The sequence below is a fragment of the Comamonas aquatica NBRC 14918 genome (genome assembly GCF_000739875.1).
In the GTDB taxonomy this organism is placed as follows: domain Bacteria; phylum Pseudomonadota; class Gammaproteobacteria; order Burkholderiales; family Burkholderiaceae_C; genus Comamonas; species Comamonas aquatica.
In genome coordinates, this window is sequence record NZ_BBJR01000034.1 from 83,872 (window position 1) to 100,922 (window position 17,051).

Annotated in this window: 12 protein-coding genes; 8 read left to right on the forward strand and 4 right to left on the reverse strand. The window is 68.0% G+C overall.

Going from position 1 to position 17,051, the window contains the following annotated elements:
* Positions 1-376: 376 nt before the first annotated feature.
* Positions 377-1,603: a sodium/glutamate symporter gene (gltS, locus tag CA2_RS05750; protein ID WP_245620895.1), complete on the reverse strand. Its 1,227-nt coding sequence runs from the start codon at positions 1,601-1,603 to the stop codon at positions 377-379.
* Positions 1,604-1,837: 234 nt separating this feature from the next.
* Between gltS and hemE the strand changes: the two genes are divergently transcribed.
* From hemE to CA2_RS05765, 3 genes are all read left to right on the forward strand, one after another.
* Positions 1,838-2,971, forward strand: coding sequence for a uroporphyrinogen decarboxylase (hemE, locus tag CA2_RS05755; protein ID WP_042413682.1), 1,134 nt, complete (start codon positions 1,838-1,840; stop codon positions 2,969-2,971).
* A 397-nt stretch (positions 2,972-3,368) separates the two neighbouring features.
* Positions 3,369-5,534, forward strand: a complete 2,166-nt coding sequence (priA, locus tag CA2_RS05760; RefSeq protein ID WP_042413686.1) for a replication restart helicase PriA — start codon at positions 3,369-3,371, stop codon at positions 5,532-5,534.
* Between the two features lie 181 nt (positions 5,535-5,715).
* A complete protein-coding gene (locus CA2_RS05765; protein WP_042413689.1) occupies positions 5,716-6,843 on the forward strand; it encodes an asparaginase in 1,128 nt (375 codons plus the stop codon).
* Positions 6,844-7,188: 345 nt separating this feature from the next.
* On the opposite strand, the gene CA2_RS05770 is transcribed toward CA2_RS05765, so the two are convergent.
* The gene (locus tag CA2_RS05770; protein WP_042413692.1) at positions 7,189-8,142 is read right to left on the reverse strand and encodes an AEC family transporter; all 954 of its coding nucleotides are present in this window, start codon (positions 8,140-8,142) and stop codon (positions 7,189-7,191) included.
* Between the two features lie 201 nt (positions 8,143-8,343).
* Here CA2_RS05770 and CA2_RS05775 point away from each other — a divergent pair, with 201 nt between their 5' ends.
* The 3 genes from CA2_RS05775 to CA2_RS05785 all read left to right on the forward strand — a co-directional run bounded on the left by CA2_RS05775 (position 8,344) and on the right by CA2_RS05785 (position 12,462).
* Positions 8,344-10,407: an ATP-dependent helicase gene (locus CA2_RS05775; protein WP_042413697.1), complete on the forward strand. Its 2,064-nt coding sequence runs from the start codon at positions 8,344-8,346 to the stop codon at positions 10,405-10,407.
* Positions 10,408-10,582: 175 nt separating this feature from the next.
* Positions 10,583-11,782, forward strand: coding sequence for a phospholipase A (locus CA2_RS05780; protein WP_042413844.1), 1,200 nt, complete (start codon positions 10,583-10,585; stop codon positions 11,780-11,782).
* Positions 11,783-12,033: 251 nt separating this feature from the next.
* Positions 12,034-12,462, forward strand: coding sequence for a hypothetical protein (locus CA2_RS05785; RefSeq protein WP_042413845.1), 429 nt, complete (start codon positions 12,034-12,036; stop codon positions 12,460-12,462).
* A 51-nt stretch (positions 12,463-12,513) separates the two neighbouring features.
* On the opposite strand, the gene CA2_RS05790 is transcribed toward CA2_RS05785, so the two are convergent.
* Positions 12,514-13,002: a universal stress protein gene (locus CA2_RS05790; RefSeq protein WP_042413700.1), complete on the reverse strand. Its 489-nt coding sequence runs from the start codon at positions 13,000-13,002 to the stop codon at positions 12,514-12,516.
* Between the two features lie 90 nt (positions 13,003-13,092).
* Here CA2_RS05790 and tgt point away from each other — a divergent pair, with 90 nt between their 5' ends.
* Complete coding sequence (gene tgt, locus CA2_RS05795; RefSeq protein WP_042413848.1) at positions 13,093-14,265, forward strand: tRNA guanosine(34) transglycosylase Tgt; 1,173 nt, start codon at positions 13,093-13,095, stop codon at positions 14,263-14,265.
* A gap of 138 nt (positions 14,266-14,403) precedes the next feature.
* A complete protein-coding gene (locus tag CA2_RS05800) occupies positions 14,404-15,879 on the forward strand; it encodes a GGDEF domain-containing protein (RefSeq protein WP_042413702.1) in 1,476 nt (491 codons plus the stop codon).
* Between the two features lie 89 nt (positions 15,880-15,968).
* On the opposite strand, the gene CA2_RS05805 is transcribed toward CA2_RS05800, so the two are convergent.
* Complete coding sequence (locus CA2_RS05805; RefSeq protein ID WP_042413705.1) at positions 15,969-17,045, reverse strand: zinc ribbon domain-containing protein; 1,077 nt, start codon at positions 17,043-17,045, stop codon at positions 15,969-15,971.
* Between the last annotated feature and the right edge of the window lie 6 nt (positions 17,046-17,051).

Genomic DNA, 17,051 nt, shown 5'->3' on the forward strand with positions numbered 1-17,051 from the left:
AGATCAAAAACCATCTGAAACAGCCCATGGACGCGCGCCAAGCGCTCTTTTTTCAGACGGCCATAAAAAAACCGCTGCCGGTCCCCAGGGACGCGGCAGCGGTTCGGTGTTGGCGTGGACCAAGGTTCGGTTGCTTGTGAAGGGGATCAACCAGCCTTCACCCAAAATTCTTCATCAGCCCACGAACGGTATTGTGCAAGCGGCAGATGACAGGCAGATGACGCATCCAGCCCCCTGGTGGCTTTGAGCACCAGGCAGGACATGCCGCAGCGGCCCTGACCACCGCACCGATCCGGCGTAGACCCAGGCGGCGGCACCTACAACCGCCCTCTGGCCTGCGCCTGCGCCGGTGCTGGCACAAGCCCCGCCCCCCCGCTCAGATCAGCAGCTGGATGATGAGCGCATTGACGATGTCCACAAAGAAGCCGCACACCAGCGGCACGATGATGAAGGCCCGGTGCGCCGCGCCATGGCTGCGCGTGACGGCCGTCATGTTTGCCACAGCCGTCGCGGTGGAGCCCAGGGCGATGCCGCCAAAGCCTGCGGTGATCACCGCCGCCTCGTAGTCGCGGCCCATGCAGCGGAACACCAGCCACAGCGCGAACAGCACGGTCATGCCGATCTGCAGCGCCAGCACGGTCAGCACAAAGCCCATCACCCCCTGCAGCGCCCACAGCTGCAGGCCCATCAGCGCCATGGTCAGGAACATGCCCAGGCAGATGTCCGAAATCATGGCCAGGCCCTGGCGCATGCTGTGCCAGTGGAACTGGCCCAGCTTGCGGCGCTTGCGCGACAGCATCCACTGCCCCAGGGTGTTGCGCAGCACGATGCCGCCGATCAGGCAGCCGACGAACATCGGCAGCTGCAGCCCGGCCTCGTAGAACAACGGGGTGATCACGCCGCCCAGCATCAACGCCATGTTCAGCCACAGCCAGGCGCGCAGCACGCCGTAGTAGTCCAGCGTGACCGTGAGCTGCTGGTTGGGCACACCCACGTCCAGCGGGCGTGCGCCGCTGCCGTGCACGGCGTGGCGGCGCATCAGGTAGCTGGCAATCGGGCCGCCGATGGTGCAGGCCGCAATCATGCCCACCATGTTGCTGGCCATGCCCAGCTCGACCGCATTCGCGATCCCCAGGCGCTCGACGAAGATCGGCCCCCAGGCCAGCGTGGTGCCCACGCCACCGGTCAGGGAGATGGAGCCGGTCATCAGCCCCGCGCGCGCATCCAGCCCGAACAGCTGCGCCACCCCCATGCCCAGCAGGTTCTGCAGCACGATGAACAGCGTGGCCAGCGCCAGCAGGATCAGCAGCGGCTTGCCGCCCTCCTTCAGGGTGCGCAGGTCCGAGCGCAGGCCGATGGCCGCGAAGAAGTACAGCAGAAGGGTGTCGCGCACATTCAGGTCGAACTCGATGCGCGTGCCCAGCAGCGCATACGCCAGGCCCACCACGCAGGCGCACAGAAAACCGCCGACCACCGGCTCCGGCACGCTGTAGCGGCGCACCACGCCCCAGTGCGCGGCGATCTTCTGTCCGGCGAAGAACAGCAGGATGGCCAGGGTGAAGCTCTGGAAGGCGGGGATGTGCAGGGTCTCGGGCAGGGTCACGGCGGGCAAGTTGGCAGCAAGATGTAACAAAACAAAGCCGGCGATTGTGCATGAAGCCGGCAGACGCACCAAACCACGGCTTGCGCTGTATCAGTACACCTGCAGCTTGCGTCCAGTACTGCGCGGCGGGCACCCGGCCCGCCGGAGGCATCCGCTACACTGCCCGCTCCCCAGAACCGTCTGCCAGCCCGGGCCGCGCGCCCAGGCTGCGGTCCTTTCTCCGTGCGAGCGCCCATGTCTTTTGCCCCCCTTCTGAACGACACCTTCCTGCGCGCCTGCCGTCGCCAGGCCACCGACTACACCCCGCTGTGGCTGATGCGCCAGGCCGGGCGCTACCTGCCCGAGTACAAGGCCACGCGCGCCCAGGCCGGCAGCTTCATGGGCCTGGCCACCAACGTGGACTACGCCACCGAAGTCACGCTGCAGCCTTTGGCGCGCTTCCCGCTGGACGCCGCCATCCTGTTCAGCGACATCCTGACCGTGCCCGACGCCATGGGCCTGGGCCTGTCGTTCGCCGAAGGTGAAGGCCCGCGCTTTGCCAAGGTGGTGCGCGACGAGGCCGCCGTGGCCGAACTGGCCGTGCCCGACATGGACAAGCTGCGCTACGTGTTCGACGCCGTGACCAGCATCCGCAAGGCCTTGAACGGCCGCGTGCCGCTGATCGGCTTCTCGGGCAGCCCCTGGACCCTGGCCTGCTACATGGTCGAGGGCAAGGGCAGCGACGACTACCGCCTGGTCAAGAGCCTGATGTACGCGCGCCCCGACCTGATGCACCGCATCCTGGCCGTCAACGCCGACAGCGTGGCCGCCTACCTGAACGCCCAGATCGACGCGGGCGCCCAGGCCGTGATGATTTTCGACAGCTGGGGCGGCGTGCTGGCCGACGGTGCGTTCCAGGAATTCAGCCTGGCCTACACCAAGCGCGTGCTGGCGCAGCTCCAGCGCACCGGCGTGGATGGCACCGACGTGCCGCGCATCGTCTTCACCAAGGGCGGTGGCATCTGGCTGCCCGACATGAAGGACATCGACTGCGAAGTGCTGGGCCTGGACTGGACCGCCAACCTGGGCAAGGCCCGCGCCATCGTCGGCGGCGCAGTCGGCGGCCCCGGCAAGGCGCTGCAGGGCAACATCGACCCGAACGTGCTGTTCGCCCCGCCCGAGCAGGTCGCCGCCCAGGCGCGCGCCGTGCTGGACAGCTTTGGCCGTCCGCACACCGACACCACGACGAACGGTCCCACCCACATCTTCAATCTGGGGCATGGCATCAGCCAATTCACCCCGCCGGAGCATGTGGCCGCCCTGGTCGAGGCCGTGCACAGCCACTCGCGCCAGCTGCGCCAGAGTGCCGCAGCCACGCCACAGCACTGAGCACCCACTCACATGCAGTTTGTAGGTTTTTGGCTTACAGACTGCATGGCAGACCGGGGCGCGGCGGGGCGCCCGTTTGCAGCCAAAAAACAACAACTCCGCCCAAGCAGCGGGCATCCCCCTGAGATTTACACGCACTTGACATGTGCACGGCCTTCGACTTATGCACAACTTGGTGCATGCAGCCACCGGCCTTGCTTGCCCCCAAGGCTATAGCAAAAAACCACGCCTTATCGTAGCAAGCCATTGTTTTAAAACACAAAAGCTCGTCACAACTTTGTCATGCCCGATTTTTTTCCCGCGCATGCCTTTCGGGCGACGCCAGCTGTGGTAAACAATCCCCACAAAGTTATCCACAGAAACGTCCCGTGCTTCGGGACTTCCTTCTCCGACACGCATGTCTGACCCGGCTCCTACACCGCATGTAGTGCATGTGGCGGTCCACACCCCCATGCACAGCACGGTGGGCGGGCCTTTGAGCTACACCCACCCCAGCCCCCTGCCCCCCGGCACCCTGGTGCGCGTGCGCCTGGGCACGCGCCCGCTGCTGGGGGTGGTCTGGGAGGCGCCCCAGGACGCCGAGCCGGTGCCGGCGCACGTGCAGCTGCGCGCCCTGGACGCCGTGCTGCCCCTGCCCCCGCTGGATGCCAGCTGGCTGCGCCTGGTGGCCTTTGCCGCCCGCTATTACCAACGCAGCCTGGGCGAGATCGCCATGGCCGGCCTGCCCCCCGCGCTGCGCAGCGCCACGCCCGAGCAGCTGGCCAAGCGCCTGCAGCCGCCGGCGCCCAAAAAGCCCCCCCGCAAGTCCGCCAGGGCCGCCGCCGAGGCGGCGGTGGAACCCGTGGCCGCTTTGTCCGCCCCGCCCGAGGCGGCCGTCACCCTGAGCGCCGAGCAGCGCGGCGTGGTCGACCAGATCGCGCAACACCCCGGCCCCTTCCTGCTGTACGGCAGCACCGGCAGCGGCAAGACCGAGGTCTACCTGCGCGTCGTGCAGCGCGCCCTGGAGGCCGATCCCCAGGCCCAGGCCCTGGTGATGGTGCCGGAGATCAACCTCACGCCCCAGCTGCAGGAGCGCTTTGCCACACGCTTCGCCCCGCTGTTCGGCCCCCAGTCCGTGGTCAGCATGCACAGCGGCATGACCGAGGTGCAGCGCCTCAAGAGCTGGCTGGCCGCCCACCAGGGGCAGGCGCGCATCCTGCTGGGCACGCGCATGGCGGTGTTCGCCAGCCTGCCGGGGCTCAAGGTCATCGTCGTCGACGAAGAACACGACCCCAGCTACAAGCAGGAAGAAGGCGCGCGCTACTCGGCACGCGACCTGGCGCTGTGGCGCGGCCACGCCAGCGGCGCCCAGGTGCTGCTGGGCAGCGCCACGCCCTCGCTGGAAAGCTGGCACGCCAGCGACCCGGCCGTGGGCCGCTACCTGCGGCTGCACATGCCCAGCCGCATCGGCGCCGGGGCCCTGCCGCGCGTGCGCCTGGTGGACATGCGCCAGCAGCCCAAGCGCACCGTGTTCGCCCCGCCGCTGCTGGAGGCCATCACCGCGCGCGTGCAGCGCGGTGAGCAAAGCCTGGTGCTGCTCAACCGCCGTGGCTTTGCCCCGGTGCTGTTTTGCACCGACTGCGGCTGGAAAAGCGACTGCCCGCACTGCAGCGCGCACCAGGTGTTCCACAAGGGCGACCGCAGCCTGCGCTGCCACCACTGCGGCCACAGCCAGCGCGTGCCGCCGGCCTGCCCGTCCTGCGGCAACCCCGACATCCTGCCGCTGGGCAAGGGCACGGAGCAGCTGGAGGAAGAGCTGGCCCGCCTGCTGCGCAACGTGCAGCGCCCGGACGGCCAGCCGGCCCGCGTTGGCCGCATCGATGCCGACACCACCCGCCACAAGGGGGCGCTGGAGGCCCAGCTGGCCCAGGTGCACGAGGGCGAGATCGACGTGCTGGTGGGCACGCAGATGGTGGCCAAGGGTCACGACTTCCGGCGCATCACCCTGGTGGCCGCCGTGCAGCCGGATGGCGCGCTGTTCTCTAGCGATTTCCGCGCCCCCGAGCGCCTGTTCTGCCTGCTGATGCAGGCCGCCGGCCGGGCCGGGCGCGATGCCAGCTACGTCAGCGACCAGGGCAGCCAGCCCGAGATGTGGGTGCAGACCGCGGAGCCGCAGCACAGCGTCTTCGCCGCCCTGCGCCAGCACGACTACCCGGCCTTTGCTGCGCGCCAGCTGCAGGAGCGGCACGACGCCGGCATGCCGCCCTTCGCCTTCCAGACCCTGGTGCGCGCCGACGCCAAGACCCAGGCTGCGGCCCAGGACTTTCTGCGCGCCGTCAGCGACGCCGCCCGCCAGGGCCAGTTGCCGCACCTGGACGACGTGTTCCTGTACCCGCCCATCCCCATGAGCGTGCAGCGCGTGGCCAATGTGGAGCGTGCCCAGATGCTGATCGAAGCCGCCGACCGCCGCGCCCTGCAAAGGTTTTTGCACGCCTGGCAGCCCTGGCTGCACTGGGTGCGCAGCCAGCCCCAGCACAAGGGCGTGGTGCGCTGGCTGATGGATGTGGATCCGCTGTCGCTGTGAAAAGCGTTTTGCAACACTTTTTACCAGTTCACCCATATCCCGCCTGCGCAGGCAGCTCCTGATTTGTGAACACCCCGGTGGGCTCGGTGTTTGTCCGAATGCCAGACGGGCGCGAATGTTGCATCGTGCGCAGCAGCAACTGCCCGCCGGGCGGTGCACTTTCTTTTTTCGGGAGCTTCCCATGTCTCTGACTTCCACCTTCCGCCTGAGCCTGATCTCGGCGGCCCTGGCCCTGGCCGGCTGTGCTTCCCAGGCGGCCGGCCCCAGCACGGCGGCCGCCCCTGCCGCCACCGCGCCCATGGCCGCCATGCCCGCCAGCGCCAAACCCCATGTGGTGGTGCTGGCCACCGGCGGCACCATCGCCGGCGCCGGTGCCTCGGCCATGAACAGCGCCACCTACTCGGCCGCCAAGGTGCCGGTGGACAAGCTGCTGGCCGGCCTGCCCGAGCTGGGCAACATCGCCAAGGTGTCCGGTGAGCAGGTGTTCCAGATCGCCTCCGAGAGCTTCACCAACGACCACCTGCTGAAGCTGGCCCAGCGCGTGTCGCAGCTGGCCAAGCAGGCCGACGTGGACGGCATCGTCATCACCCACGGCACCGACACCCTGGCCGAGACCGCCTACTTCCTGAGCCTGACGGTGCACACCGATAAGCCCATCGCCGTGGTCGGCTCCATGCGCCCCGGCACCGCCCTGTCGGCCGACGGTGCACTGAACCTGGTCAACGCCGTCACCGTGGCCGCCTCCAAGGACGCCAAGGGCAAGGGTGTGTTCGTCACCATGAACGACGAGATCAACACCGCCCGCGACGTGAACAAGGACATCAACATCCAGACCGCTGCGTTCCAGAGCCAGTGGGGCCCGCTGGGCATGGTGGTGGAAGGCAAGAACTACTGGTTCCGCGCCCCGGTCAAGCGCCACACCAACCAGTCCGAGTTCAACATTGACAGCATCACGGCCCTGCCGCAGGTGGACATCGTCTACGCCTACGGCAACGTGCAGCCCACGGCCGTGAACGCCCTGGTCGCCGGCGGCGCCAAGGCCATCGTGCATGCCGGCACGGGCAATGGCTCGGTGGCCGACCGCATGGTCAAGCCGCTGCAGGACGCGCGCGCCAAGGGCACCGTCATCGTGCGCGCCTCGCGCGTGCCCTATGGCTTCGTGCTGCGCAACGCCGAGCAGCCCGACGACAAGTACGACTGGGTGGTGGCCCACGACCTGCGCCCCGAAAAGGCGCGCATCCTGACCATGCTGGCCCTGGCCAAGGGCGCCAGCACGCAGGAGCTGCAGCGCATGTTCTGGGAGTATTGAAGCCCCTCTGAGGCGCGGTGCGCCTTCCCCTTCCCGCGCGCTGCGGGAGAGGGGCGACACCGGCGCGGCGGTGCGGCCCAGGCTTGATGGTCACGTGCGGGGCCGCGCCAGTTGCGCCGGCCACGCCCGATGGCGCACACAGGCATCTAATCAACGCCCAGCGCAGTCCCTGACTGTGCTGGGCGCTCTTGTTTTCATAAACGTCTCTCGCGCACACCGCCCGCGCAACGTGCCGCCAAGCCCGCACCGGCACCGCCAGATCGCCAAGCCGCCAGCCAGGACGCCCCCGGCACCGATACGCGTCAAATTGCCTTCCAGCCCAGTACCCACCTGCGCTGAACGCTCTTATTTTTTTAGCAGCAGATCCACCACCAGCGAAAAACTCACAAAGGCCAGCGCCGTGCTCACCAGGATGATGCGCGCCACGCGCCCGCCGTGGGCGCCGAAGCGCTCGGTCAGCAGCGACACATTGCTGGCACTGGGCAGGGCCGCCACCAGCACCAGGGCCACCACCGTCTCGGGGGCCAGCGCGGCGCCGGCCGCCAGCGCCAGCTGGCAGGCCAGCCAGACCAGCAGCGGGTGCAGCAGCAGCTTGGCCAGGGCGATCGGCACGTAATGGCGCGCAGCCACCTGTTCGTGCTGGTTCATCTGCGAGCGCGCCAACACCGCCCCGATGGTGAACAGCGCCACGGGCGAGGCCGCCCCGGCCAGCATGGCCACGGTCTGGTCGATGGGCCCGGGCAACTGCAGCGCGCTGGCCGAGGCCACGGCCCCCAGCGCAATCGCCCAGGGCATGGGATTGGTCAGCATGCCGCCCAGGGCCTTGCGCAGCGCCGGCAGGGCCCCACCTTCCCCCTGGCCCAGGCGCGACAGCGCGATGCACAGCGAGGTGGTGATCAGCATGTCGATGGCCATGGTCAGGATCACCGTGCCGGCGCTGCCCGCGCCCAGCAGCGCCACCAGCAGCGGCACGCCCATGAAGCCAGAGTTGGGAAAGGCCGCCACCAGGGCGCCAAACGCGGCGTCGTTCCAGCCCCAGCGCCGGCGCGTGGCCAGCACCGTGCCAGCCACCAGCAGCAGGCCGCAGCCCAGGTAGACGGCGCCGACCACCGGGTCCAGCAGTTGGGCGATGGGCGTCTGCGCCCCAAAGCGAAACAGCATGCACGGCAGCGCGAAATACAGCACAAAGGTGTTCAGCCCCGGAATGGCAGCCAGCGGCAGCACCCCGCGGCGTGTGGCGATGAAGCCGCACAGCACCAGGGCGAAGAAGGGGAAGGTGACAGCAAGAATGGACAGCACGGTGGGCGATTGTGGCAGCAGCGCCCGGACGTTCGCCTACACCGCTTACGCGCAGGCGACAAGTGTTGCCGTCTGCAAACTCTTGGCCCGCGCGGGCAAGGCCGGCCCCCCTCGCGGCACCGGGTGGGCTTGCGTATGATGGGGCACGCCTGCCTGCCAGGCGTTTGTTGTTTGTCCGTCCTTGCTGCCCCTTCCTGTCCCATGTCTGCTGGTCTGAACCTCGCCCAACTCCAAGCTGTCCATTACACCGAAGGCCCCTGCCTGGTGCTGGCGGGTGCGGGCTCGGGCAAGACGCGCGTGATCACGCACAAGATCGGTCGGCTGATCGACAACGGCCTGGCGCCCAAGCGCATCGCCGCCATCACCTTCACCAACAAGGCCGCCGCCGAAATGCGCGAGCGGGCCAAGGGCCTGATCGGCAAGGCCGCCAAGGACGTGATGATCTGTACCTTCCACTCGCTGGGGGTGCGCATGGTGCGCGAGGACGGCCACGTGCTGGGCCTCAAGCCCAGCTTCAGCATCCTGGACCAGGACGACGTGACCGGCATCCTCAAGGACTGCGCCGGCGGCACCACCGACGTGGCCACGGCGCGCCAGTGGCAGTGGACCATCAGCAACTGGAAGAACGCCGGCTGGGACAGCCGCAAGGCCCTGGCCATGGCCCAGGACGACCACGAGCGCAGCATCGCCCTGATCATGCAGCGCTACGAAGAGCGCCTGACCGCCTACCAGAGCGTGGACTTCGACGACCTGATCGGCATGCCCATGCGCCTGCTGCGCGGCCATGCCGAGGTGCGCGAGAAATGGCAGCGCCTGCTGGGCCATGTGCTGGTCGACGAGTACCAGGACACCAACGCCACGCAGTACGAGCTGCTCAAGCTGCTGGTGGGCGAACGCGCGCACTTCACCGCCGTGGGCGACGACGACCAGTCCATCTACGGCTGGCGCGGCGCCACGCTGGACAACCTGAAGAAGCTGCCCATCGACTACCCCCACCTCAAGCTCATCAAGCTGGAGCAGAACTACCGCTCCACCTCGGCCATCCTGCGCGCGGCCAACAACGTGATCGGCCCCAACCCCAAGCTGTTCCCCAAGACCCTGTTCTCGGAACTGGGCGAGGGCGAGCCGGTGCGCATCGTCGACTGCGACACCGAGGAGCACGAGGCCGAGCGCGCCGTGGCGCGCATCCTGAGCCTGCGCGCCAACGCCAACCCGCAGCCGGCCTGGAAGGACTTCGCCATCCTCTACCGCGCCAACCACCAGGCCAAGCCCTTCGAGAAGGCGCTGCGCAAGGCCAGCATCCCGTACAAGGTCTCGGGGGGCACCAGCTTCTTTGACCGGGCCGAAATCAAGGACCTGTGCGCCTGGTTCCGCCTGTGGATCAACAACGACGACGACCCGGCCTTCCTGCGCGCCATCGGCACGCCCAAGCGCGGCATCGGCCACACCACGCTGGGCAAGCTGGGCGAGTTCTCGGGCCAGCACAAGCTGTCCATGTTCGGCGCCCTGTTCAGCCACATGCTCGAGGCCGTGCTGCCCAAGAAGGCGCACGAGGGGCTGCTGGAATTCGGCCGCTACATCAACGACCTGGAATACCGCGCCCGTCACACCCTGGGGGCCGAGGCCAGCCGCAGCTTCATGCTCGACTGGCTCAAAGAGATTGGCTACGAGCAGTACCTCTACGACAGCGAGGACAGCGAGACCGTGGCCGCCGCGCGCTGGAGCAATGTGCTGGAGTTCTGCGACTGGATGAGCCAGCGCGCCGGTGGCCAGATCGAGGACGCGGCCGGCACCACCACGCAGACCGAGGTCAAGAGCCTGCTGGAGATCGCACAGAACATCGCCCTGCTGTCCACCATCAGCGAACGCGAGAAGGAGCAGGACATGGTGGTCCTGTCCACCCTGCACGCCAGCAAGGGCCTGGAGTGGCCGCACACCCAGCTGGTGGGCGTGACCGAGGGCATGCTGCCCTTCAAGCTGGACGACGACGAAGGCCGCCAGCAGAAGGTCAGCGACGACGTCGCCGCCCGCCTGCAGGAAGAGCGCCGCCTGATGTACGTGGGCATCACGCGCGCCCAGCGCACCCTGGCCGTCAGCTGGACCAAGCGCCGCAAGAAGGGCCGCGAGATGGTGCAGTGCCAGCCCAGCCGCTTCATCAAGGAGATGAACCTGGACGCCGCCACCGCGCGCGAAGACCCGCGCGAAAAGCTGCGCCAGCTGCGCGAACAACTGGCCCGCAAGGCCGAAGCCGCGCCCAAGCCCTGATTTTTTCATAGCTGACCACGCAAGCCCCACCTGGGCTGCATGGCCAAAAGCGCAACATTTGCACACCGTGACCGCCGGCAACGTCGCCTTTGGCTGACGCCACCGGCTGGACACAGCCCGTATGCTGCGCCAGCATTCCACCGAGGCTGCACGGCAGCACCGCCCCGACACCGCCATGGCACGATCCCTGACCCCTTCCCCTCGCCTGCACTGGACTTCGCTGGCCACCGCGCTGGCCACCCTCACCGCCCTGCCCGCCGCCCAGGCCCAGGCGCCCGCCGCCGTGCGCGAGGAGGCCTGGCGCCAATGCGCCGCCACCACCGACAACCAGGCCCGCCTGGCCTGTTTTGACACCTGGGCGCAGCAACAGCAACCCCTGACCCCGCCGCCGGCCAGCACCTGGCAGGCCCCGGCGGCCAGTGCCAGCCAGCAGCCCGAGGCCATGCTGCAGCAGGCCGCCAACGCCCCCATGGTGCAGGCCGACGTGCTGCCCGGCCAGGGCCTGGTGCCCACCAACGGCGGCTGCCGCGATCCGCGCTACAGCGAGATCTCGCGCTTTTTCGAGCTGGAGCCCGGCAGCGACTGCGGCACCTTCACCTTCCGTGGCTACAAGCCACTGTCGGTGTCGGTGCTGCGCAGCGACCACATCAACCAGCAGCCCAGCAGCCCCGGCAAGGAACCCGCCCCGGTGCGCGACTACCAGCCGCAGGAAATGCGCATCCAGCTGTCGGCGCGCACCAAGATCGCCTCCGGCCTGCTGACCGACTCCAGTTCCGGCCGCAAGGACTCGGTCTGGGTCGGCTACACCCAGCAGTCGTTCTGGCAGGTGTTCAACCCCGATCTCTCGCGCCCCTTCCGCACCACGGACCACGAGCCCGAGATCTTCTACGTCTACCCCACCGACGCCGCACTGCCCGGCGGCTGGCGCTGGCGCTACAGCGGCGCCGGCATGGTGCACCACTCCAACGGCCAGAGCGATCCGCTGTCGCGCAGCTGGAACCGCTGGTACGTGATGACCGGCGCCGAGCTGGGCCACCGCTGGCAGGTCCACGCCAAGCTGTGGAAGCGCATGTCCGAAAGCACGCCCGACGACGACAACCCCGGGATCCAGAACTACTGGGGTCGCGGCGAGGTGAAGCTGCTGTGGAACGTCAACGACGCCAACACCCTGGGCCTGACGGCACGCGGCAGCCTGGGCAAGGGCTACGGCTCGGGCCGCCTGGAATGGCTGCGCACCATCGGCTCGGGCTGGAACGGCGGCAAGAGCAACCTGCGCCTGCACGTGCAGCTGTTCAGCGGCTACGGCGAAAGCCTGATCGACTACAACAGCAAGCGCACCTCGCTGGCCGTGGGCCTGAGCCTGCTGGACTTCTGAACGCGGCCACTTCGCAAACGATAGCTTTCAGCGCGCACGGCGTGCGTGCTTGAGGCCATTTTTATTAACAATCATCACCGCCGGCGCTTCCGCCCATCGCCGGCGCTTGTGGCCGCCGCGGGCTTGGCGCAGAATCGGCGGCACGTGGGACGCGGGGAGCCAGTGCTCCCACAAACAGGCGGTGCCCGCACCGCCATTTCCTTTGTTTGCATGCATGGACGTTCGCAGACAATGCGGCACCAAGGATGACCATGAATCTGCAATACCAGCTCAAAGCCGGCAGCTACTACCTGTACGACATGCGCGACCAGCCCAGCGCAGTCACAGGCGAGCGCCGCTTCAAGCTGAAGACAGATCTGCTGGCCATCGCGTTCGACCTGTACACCGGCGAGGTGCACCAGCACGGCACGCCCTCGCGCATCCAGTCCTGGGCCACCACCGCCCGCCGCCGCCTGCGCGCGGCCGGCCAGTGGCAGGCCGCCGAGGACATCATCGTCATCAGCGGCCCCTTCCCGGTCGAGGAAATCAACAAGTGCCTGTGGATCCGCGGCTACTGCCGCCGCATGTTCCAGCGACTGGCCTCCTTGCCACACGGCAAGCTGCAGCCGCGCGCCGGCACGCGCCAGCAGGCCCACGGCAGCCAGACGCACAGCAAAGGCTGGCAGCGCCGCGCCGCCTGAAGGCGTGCCCCACTCCGGTCAGGCCGCCTGTGGGGCGGCGCCGTCACGATCCTAGGATTCGACCTCTTCGACTTCCGGCTCATCCCCCAGCACGGACTGTGCTGGGTCTTCGGGCAGCTTGACCACCAGCACCGGGCGGGTGCAGCGGCTGATCACGGCCTTGGAGACCGAGCCCACCAGCACGCTTTCGATGGCGCCCATGCCGCGGGCGCCCAGCAGCACCAGGTCGGCATCGATTTCTTCGGCCATGTCGACCAGCACGGTGGCGGGTTCGCCCAGCACCACCTCCATGGAATAGCCCACGCCCGCGGCGTCCAGCAGCGCGGCGCCTTCGGCCATCAGGTGTTCGCCCGCTTCCACAGCGGCGGCGGCTATCGCGTCTGAGTCCTGCGTGGCCAGTTGCAGCAGCGAGGCCGGCTCCTGCACGTTCACCAGGGCGATTTCGGCACGCAGCCCCCGGCCCACCAGGGACAGGGCCTGGTGCACGGCCTGCAGCGATTCGTTGGAGCCGTCGATGGCGATCATGATGTTGGCGTACATGGCGTTCTCCTTGTCGTAGTAGCGGGCTGGGTTCCACTATAGACCCGCCCAGCGCGACCCGCCACGGCTTCTGGGACAATGCGCGCCATCATGCTGCAGTTCGAACTTCTCACCACCGATCCGACCAGCCACGCCCGCCGTGGCACCTTGACCCTGAACCACGGCAAGGTCCAGACCCCCATCTTCATGCCCGTGGGCACCTACGGCACCGTCAAGGGCGTGATGCCCCGCAGCCTCGAAGAAATGGGTGCGCAGATCATTCTGGGCAACACCTTCCACCTGTGGATGCGCCCCGGCCTGGACATCATGAAGACCTTCGGCGGCCTGCATGGATTCGAGAAGTGGAACAAGCCCATCCTGACCGACTCCGGCGGCTTCCAGGTCTGGTCGCTGGGGGCGATGCGCAAGATCACCGAAGAAGGCGTGCACTTCCAGAGCCCGGTGAACGGCGACAAGCTCTTCATGTCGCCCGAGGTCAGCATGCAGATCCAGACGATCCTGAATTCGGACATCGTGATGCAACTGGACGAATGCACGCCCTACGAGACCAACGGCCACAAGACCACGGAGGCCGAAGCGCGCAAGTCCATGGAGATGAGCCGCCGCTGGGCCCAGCGCTCCAAAGACGAATTCGAGCGCCTGGAGAACCCCAACGCGCTGTTCGGCATCGTGCAAGGCGGCATGTACACCAATCTGCGCGAGGAATCGCTGCAGGCCCTGGTGGAGATGGATTTCCACGGCTACGCCGTGGGCGGTGTCTCGGTGGGCGAGCCCAAGGACGAGATGCTGGAGATCATGGCCCACACGCCCCACCTGCTGCCGGCCAACAAGCCGCGCTACCTAATGGGCGTGGGCACGCCCGAGGACCTGGTGCAGGGCGTGGCCGACGGCGTGGACATGTTCGACTGCGTGATGCCCACGCGCAACGCGCGCAACGGCACGGTGTTCACGCGCTACGGCGACCTGAAGCTGCGCAACGCGCGCCACAAGAGCGACCACCAGCCGCTGGACACCACCTGCACCTGCCACGCCTGTGCCGGCGCCAGCGGCGTGAGCTGGGACAACGGCGGGCGCGACGGCTTCAGCCGTGCCTACCTGCACCACCTGGACCGCTGCGGCGAGATGCTGGGCCCCATGCTGACCACCATCCACAACCTGCACTACTACCTGAACCTGATGCAGGAAGTGCGCAATGCGCTGGACGCCGGCACCTTCGCCCAGTTCCGCGCCCAGTTCAAGGCCGACCGCGCACGCGGCGTCTGAGACCGCGGCACGCCCACCAGCCAGCCTCCTGCGGGAGGCTTTTTTGCGCCCGCTGGGCGGGCCTGCCGCCGACCCAAGTCGACGAACGGCAGCAGGCCGGTCCTGTGTCCTACTTGGGCGCCGCAGGAAATATCGAGAATGGGTGGGCCCCCACTCCTGCAGCCCCTGCGCCCACCCGTGTCCCTGGATGCCTCCGCCCCTTCTGTCCAGCCCCCGTCCGTCTGGCGCGGGCAAGCCGCACTGACCGCTGGCATCCTGTTGGCCTGCCTGCTGGGCGTCTACAGCCGCCCACTGGGGTCCATGGCGGCCTTCTGGCCGGCCAACGCCATCCTGCTGGGCCTGCTGCTGCGCCACCCCGAGCTGGCGCGCCACCCGGGCACCTGGCTGTCTGCCCTGCTGGCCTACATCGCCGCCGACCTGCTGACCGGTGCCACGCCATTCATGGCCCTCACGCTGAACCTGGCGAACCTGATCGGCGTGCTGGCCGGCTGGCTGTTCCTGGCGCGCGTGCGCAACCAGGTGCTGGGCTTCCAGAACCAGCGCTCCGTGATGACCGTCTTCCTGGGGTGCCTGCTGGCGGCCACGGTCAGCACGCTGGCGGGGGCCTGGCCCAGCGCGGTCGCCTTCCACATGCCCTTGTGGCAGTCGGCGCTGCTGTGGCTGTCGGCCGAGTTCTACAACTACGTGCTGATCCTGCCGGTGTTCCTGGCTGCCCCCGGCGGCTGGCCCTGGACCTGGCCGTTGACCAAACAGCAACGCTCCTGGAACGATGCCCTGCCGCTGCTGGCCCTGGTTCTCAGCGAGGCCCTCAGCCAGCTGATCGGCGGCAACGGCGCGATGGCCTTCAGCCTCCCCGCCATGGTCTGGTGCGCGATGAGCTATGGCGTCTTCCCGGTCACCGTACTGAGCCTGCTGGTCTGCCTGTGGAAAACCGGGTTGCTGGCCTTCAGTGCCTTCGATTTTGTCCCGGCGCACCTGGACGATGTGCTGTCCTACCGCACCGGGCTGGCCATGCTGTCGCTGGCGCCCCTGGCCGTGGCCAGTGCCTACACGCTGCGCATGCAGGCCTTGCAGAAGCTGCACCACGCGGTGCACCATGATTACCTGACCGGGGTCCTGGCGCGCCGGGCGCTGATGGAGCGCGGCCAGAAGCTGCTCTCGCGCCTGGAGGAAGAAGGTCAGTCCGTCGCCGTGCTGATGCTGGACCTTGACCATTTCAAACAGGTCAACGACCACTACGGCCATGCCCAGGGCGATGTGGTGCTGCAGACCTTTGCCCAGCTGGCCAGCGAGGCACTGCGCCCCGACGATCTGCTGGGCCGCCTGGGCGGTGAGGAGTTCGCCATCCTGCTGCCGCGCATCCAGCGCGAACAGGCCCTGGCCGTGGGCCAGCGCATCTGCGAGCGCCTGCGCGACCACCGCTTTGCACTGGAAGACGGCGCCCCCTTCCAGGTCACGCTGAGCATCGGCCTGCACGCCGTGGTGTCGATCGGCGCGCAGGACAGCATCGAGCAGCTGCTGTCCAAGGCCGACGCGGCGCTCTACATGGCCAAGCGCAGCGGCCGCAACCAGGTGCGCCAGTACGGGCCGGCGCTGGCCCCGTCATCCATGTAAAACCATAGCTGCTGGCGCACGCTGTGTGCTGGTTTCAAGCACCAAAGCATTGGAAACCCAGACACAGCGCGCGCCATGCGCTCTCTTTTTTACCGATCTTTGGAAGATGGCGGTGTGCCCGGTGCGTCCGGCGTGGCGGCGGCCGCCCCGCAGTGGAAGCAGAACTTGGCAAAGCTGCTCTTGCGCGCCTGGCAGGCGGTGCAGGGTTCGAACAGGCCGATGCCGCAATGTGGGCAGAAATCGGTCACGCCATCCTTGAGGTCCACGGCACGCTCGCAGCCCGGGCACACGCCCTTGCTGAGGTGGCCCCAGGCCTTGTCGTAGGTCATCTGCGTGCGCCGCTGGGTGGCCGGCAGGGCCTCGGCCTGGCGCTGGCGCTCCAGGTAGCGCTGCAGTGCCACGATGGCCCAGCGCCCGATCAGCACCGTCAGCACGATGCCCACGGCCGAGCGCACATAGCCGCCATAGCTGGGCAGGTAGGGCACCAGCTCGACAAAGAAGGCGAACAGCGCGAAAAAGATGAAGCCCCAGACAAAGGGCCACCAGGGGCTCTTGCGCTTTTTCACGAACAGCCAACCGGCCAGCACCAGCAGGGGCAGCGTGAGGGCCAGGCGGTAGAGGAACACCCGCAGCTCCTGCGCGCGCTGGGCACGCTGCAACGCTTCGTGCGCCGTGTCTTCCAGCGCCTGCAGACGGTCACCCACGCGCGTGGCCTGCTGGCGCGCATTCAGCAGGGCCTGCTCCTGGTCCTGCAACTGCTGCTGGGCCTGGCGCTCGGTCTGGCGCAACTGCTCCAACGCCTGGGTGCGGCGGATCACCTCGGGGTCCTGCTCGCTGCGCTGGGTGGCGGAGCGCGTGGCGATCCAGTTGCTGAAGGTGTCGCGCGCCGCCTGCGTGTCACTGCGCGCCTGCTGCCAGCGCAACTGGGCCTGGTCGCGCGCCTCCAGCGCCTGGCGCTGCGCCGCGCGCAGCGATTCCTGCTCATTGCGCAGGGGCTGGGCCTGGCGCAGGTCCAGGAAGTCGTCCAGCTCCAGGCGCTGCTCGACCTGGGGCAGATCGTCCACCACCGCCGAGCCCAGACCGATCAGGAAGCTGGCAAAGACCACCGCCACCAGCCACAGTCCCCGGCGAAACCAGGTTTCCGACCAACGCAAAGATTTACCCACGGCCTA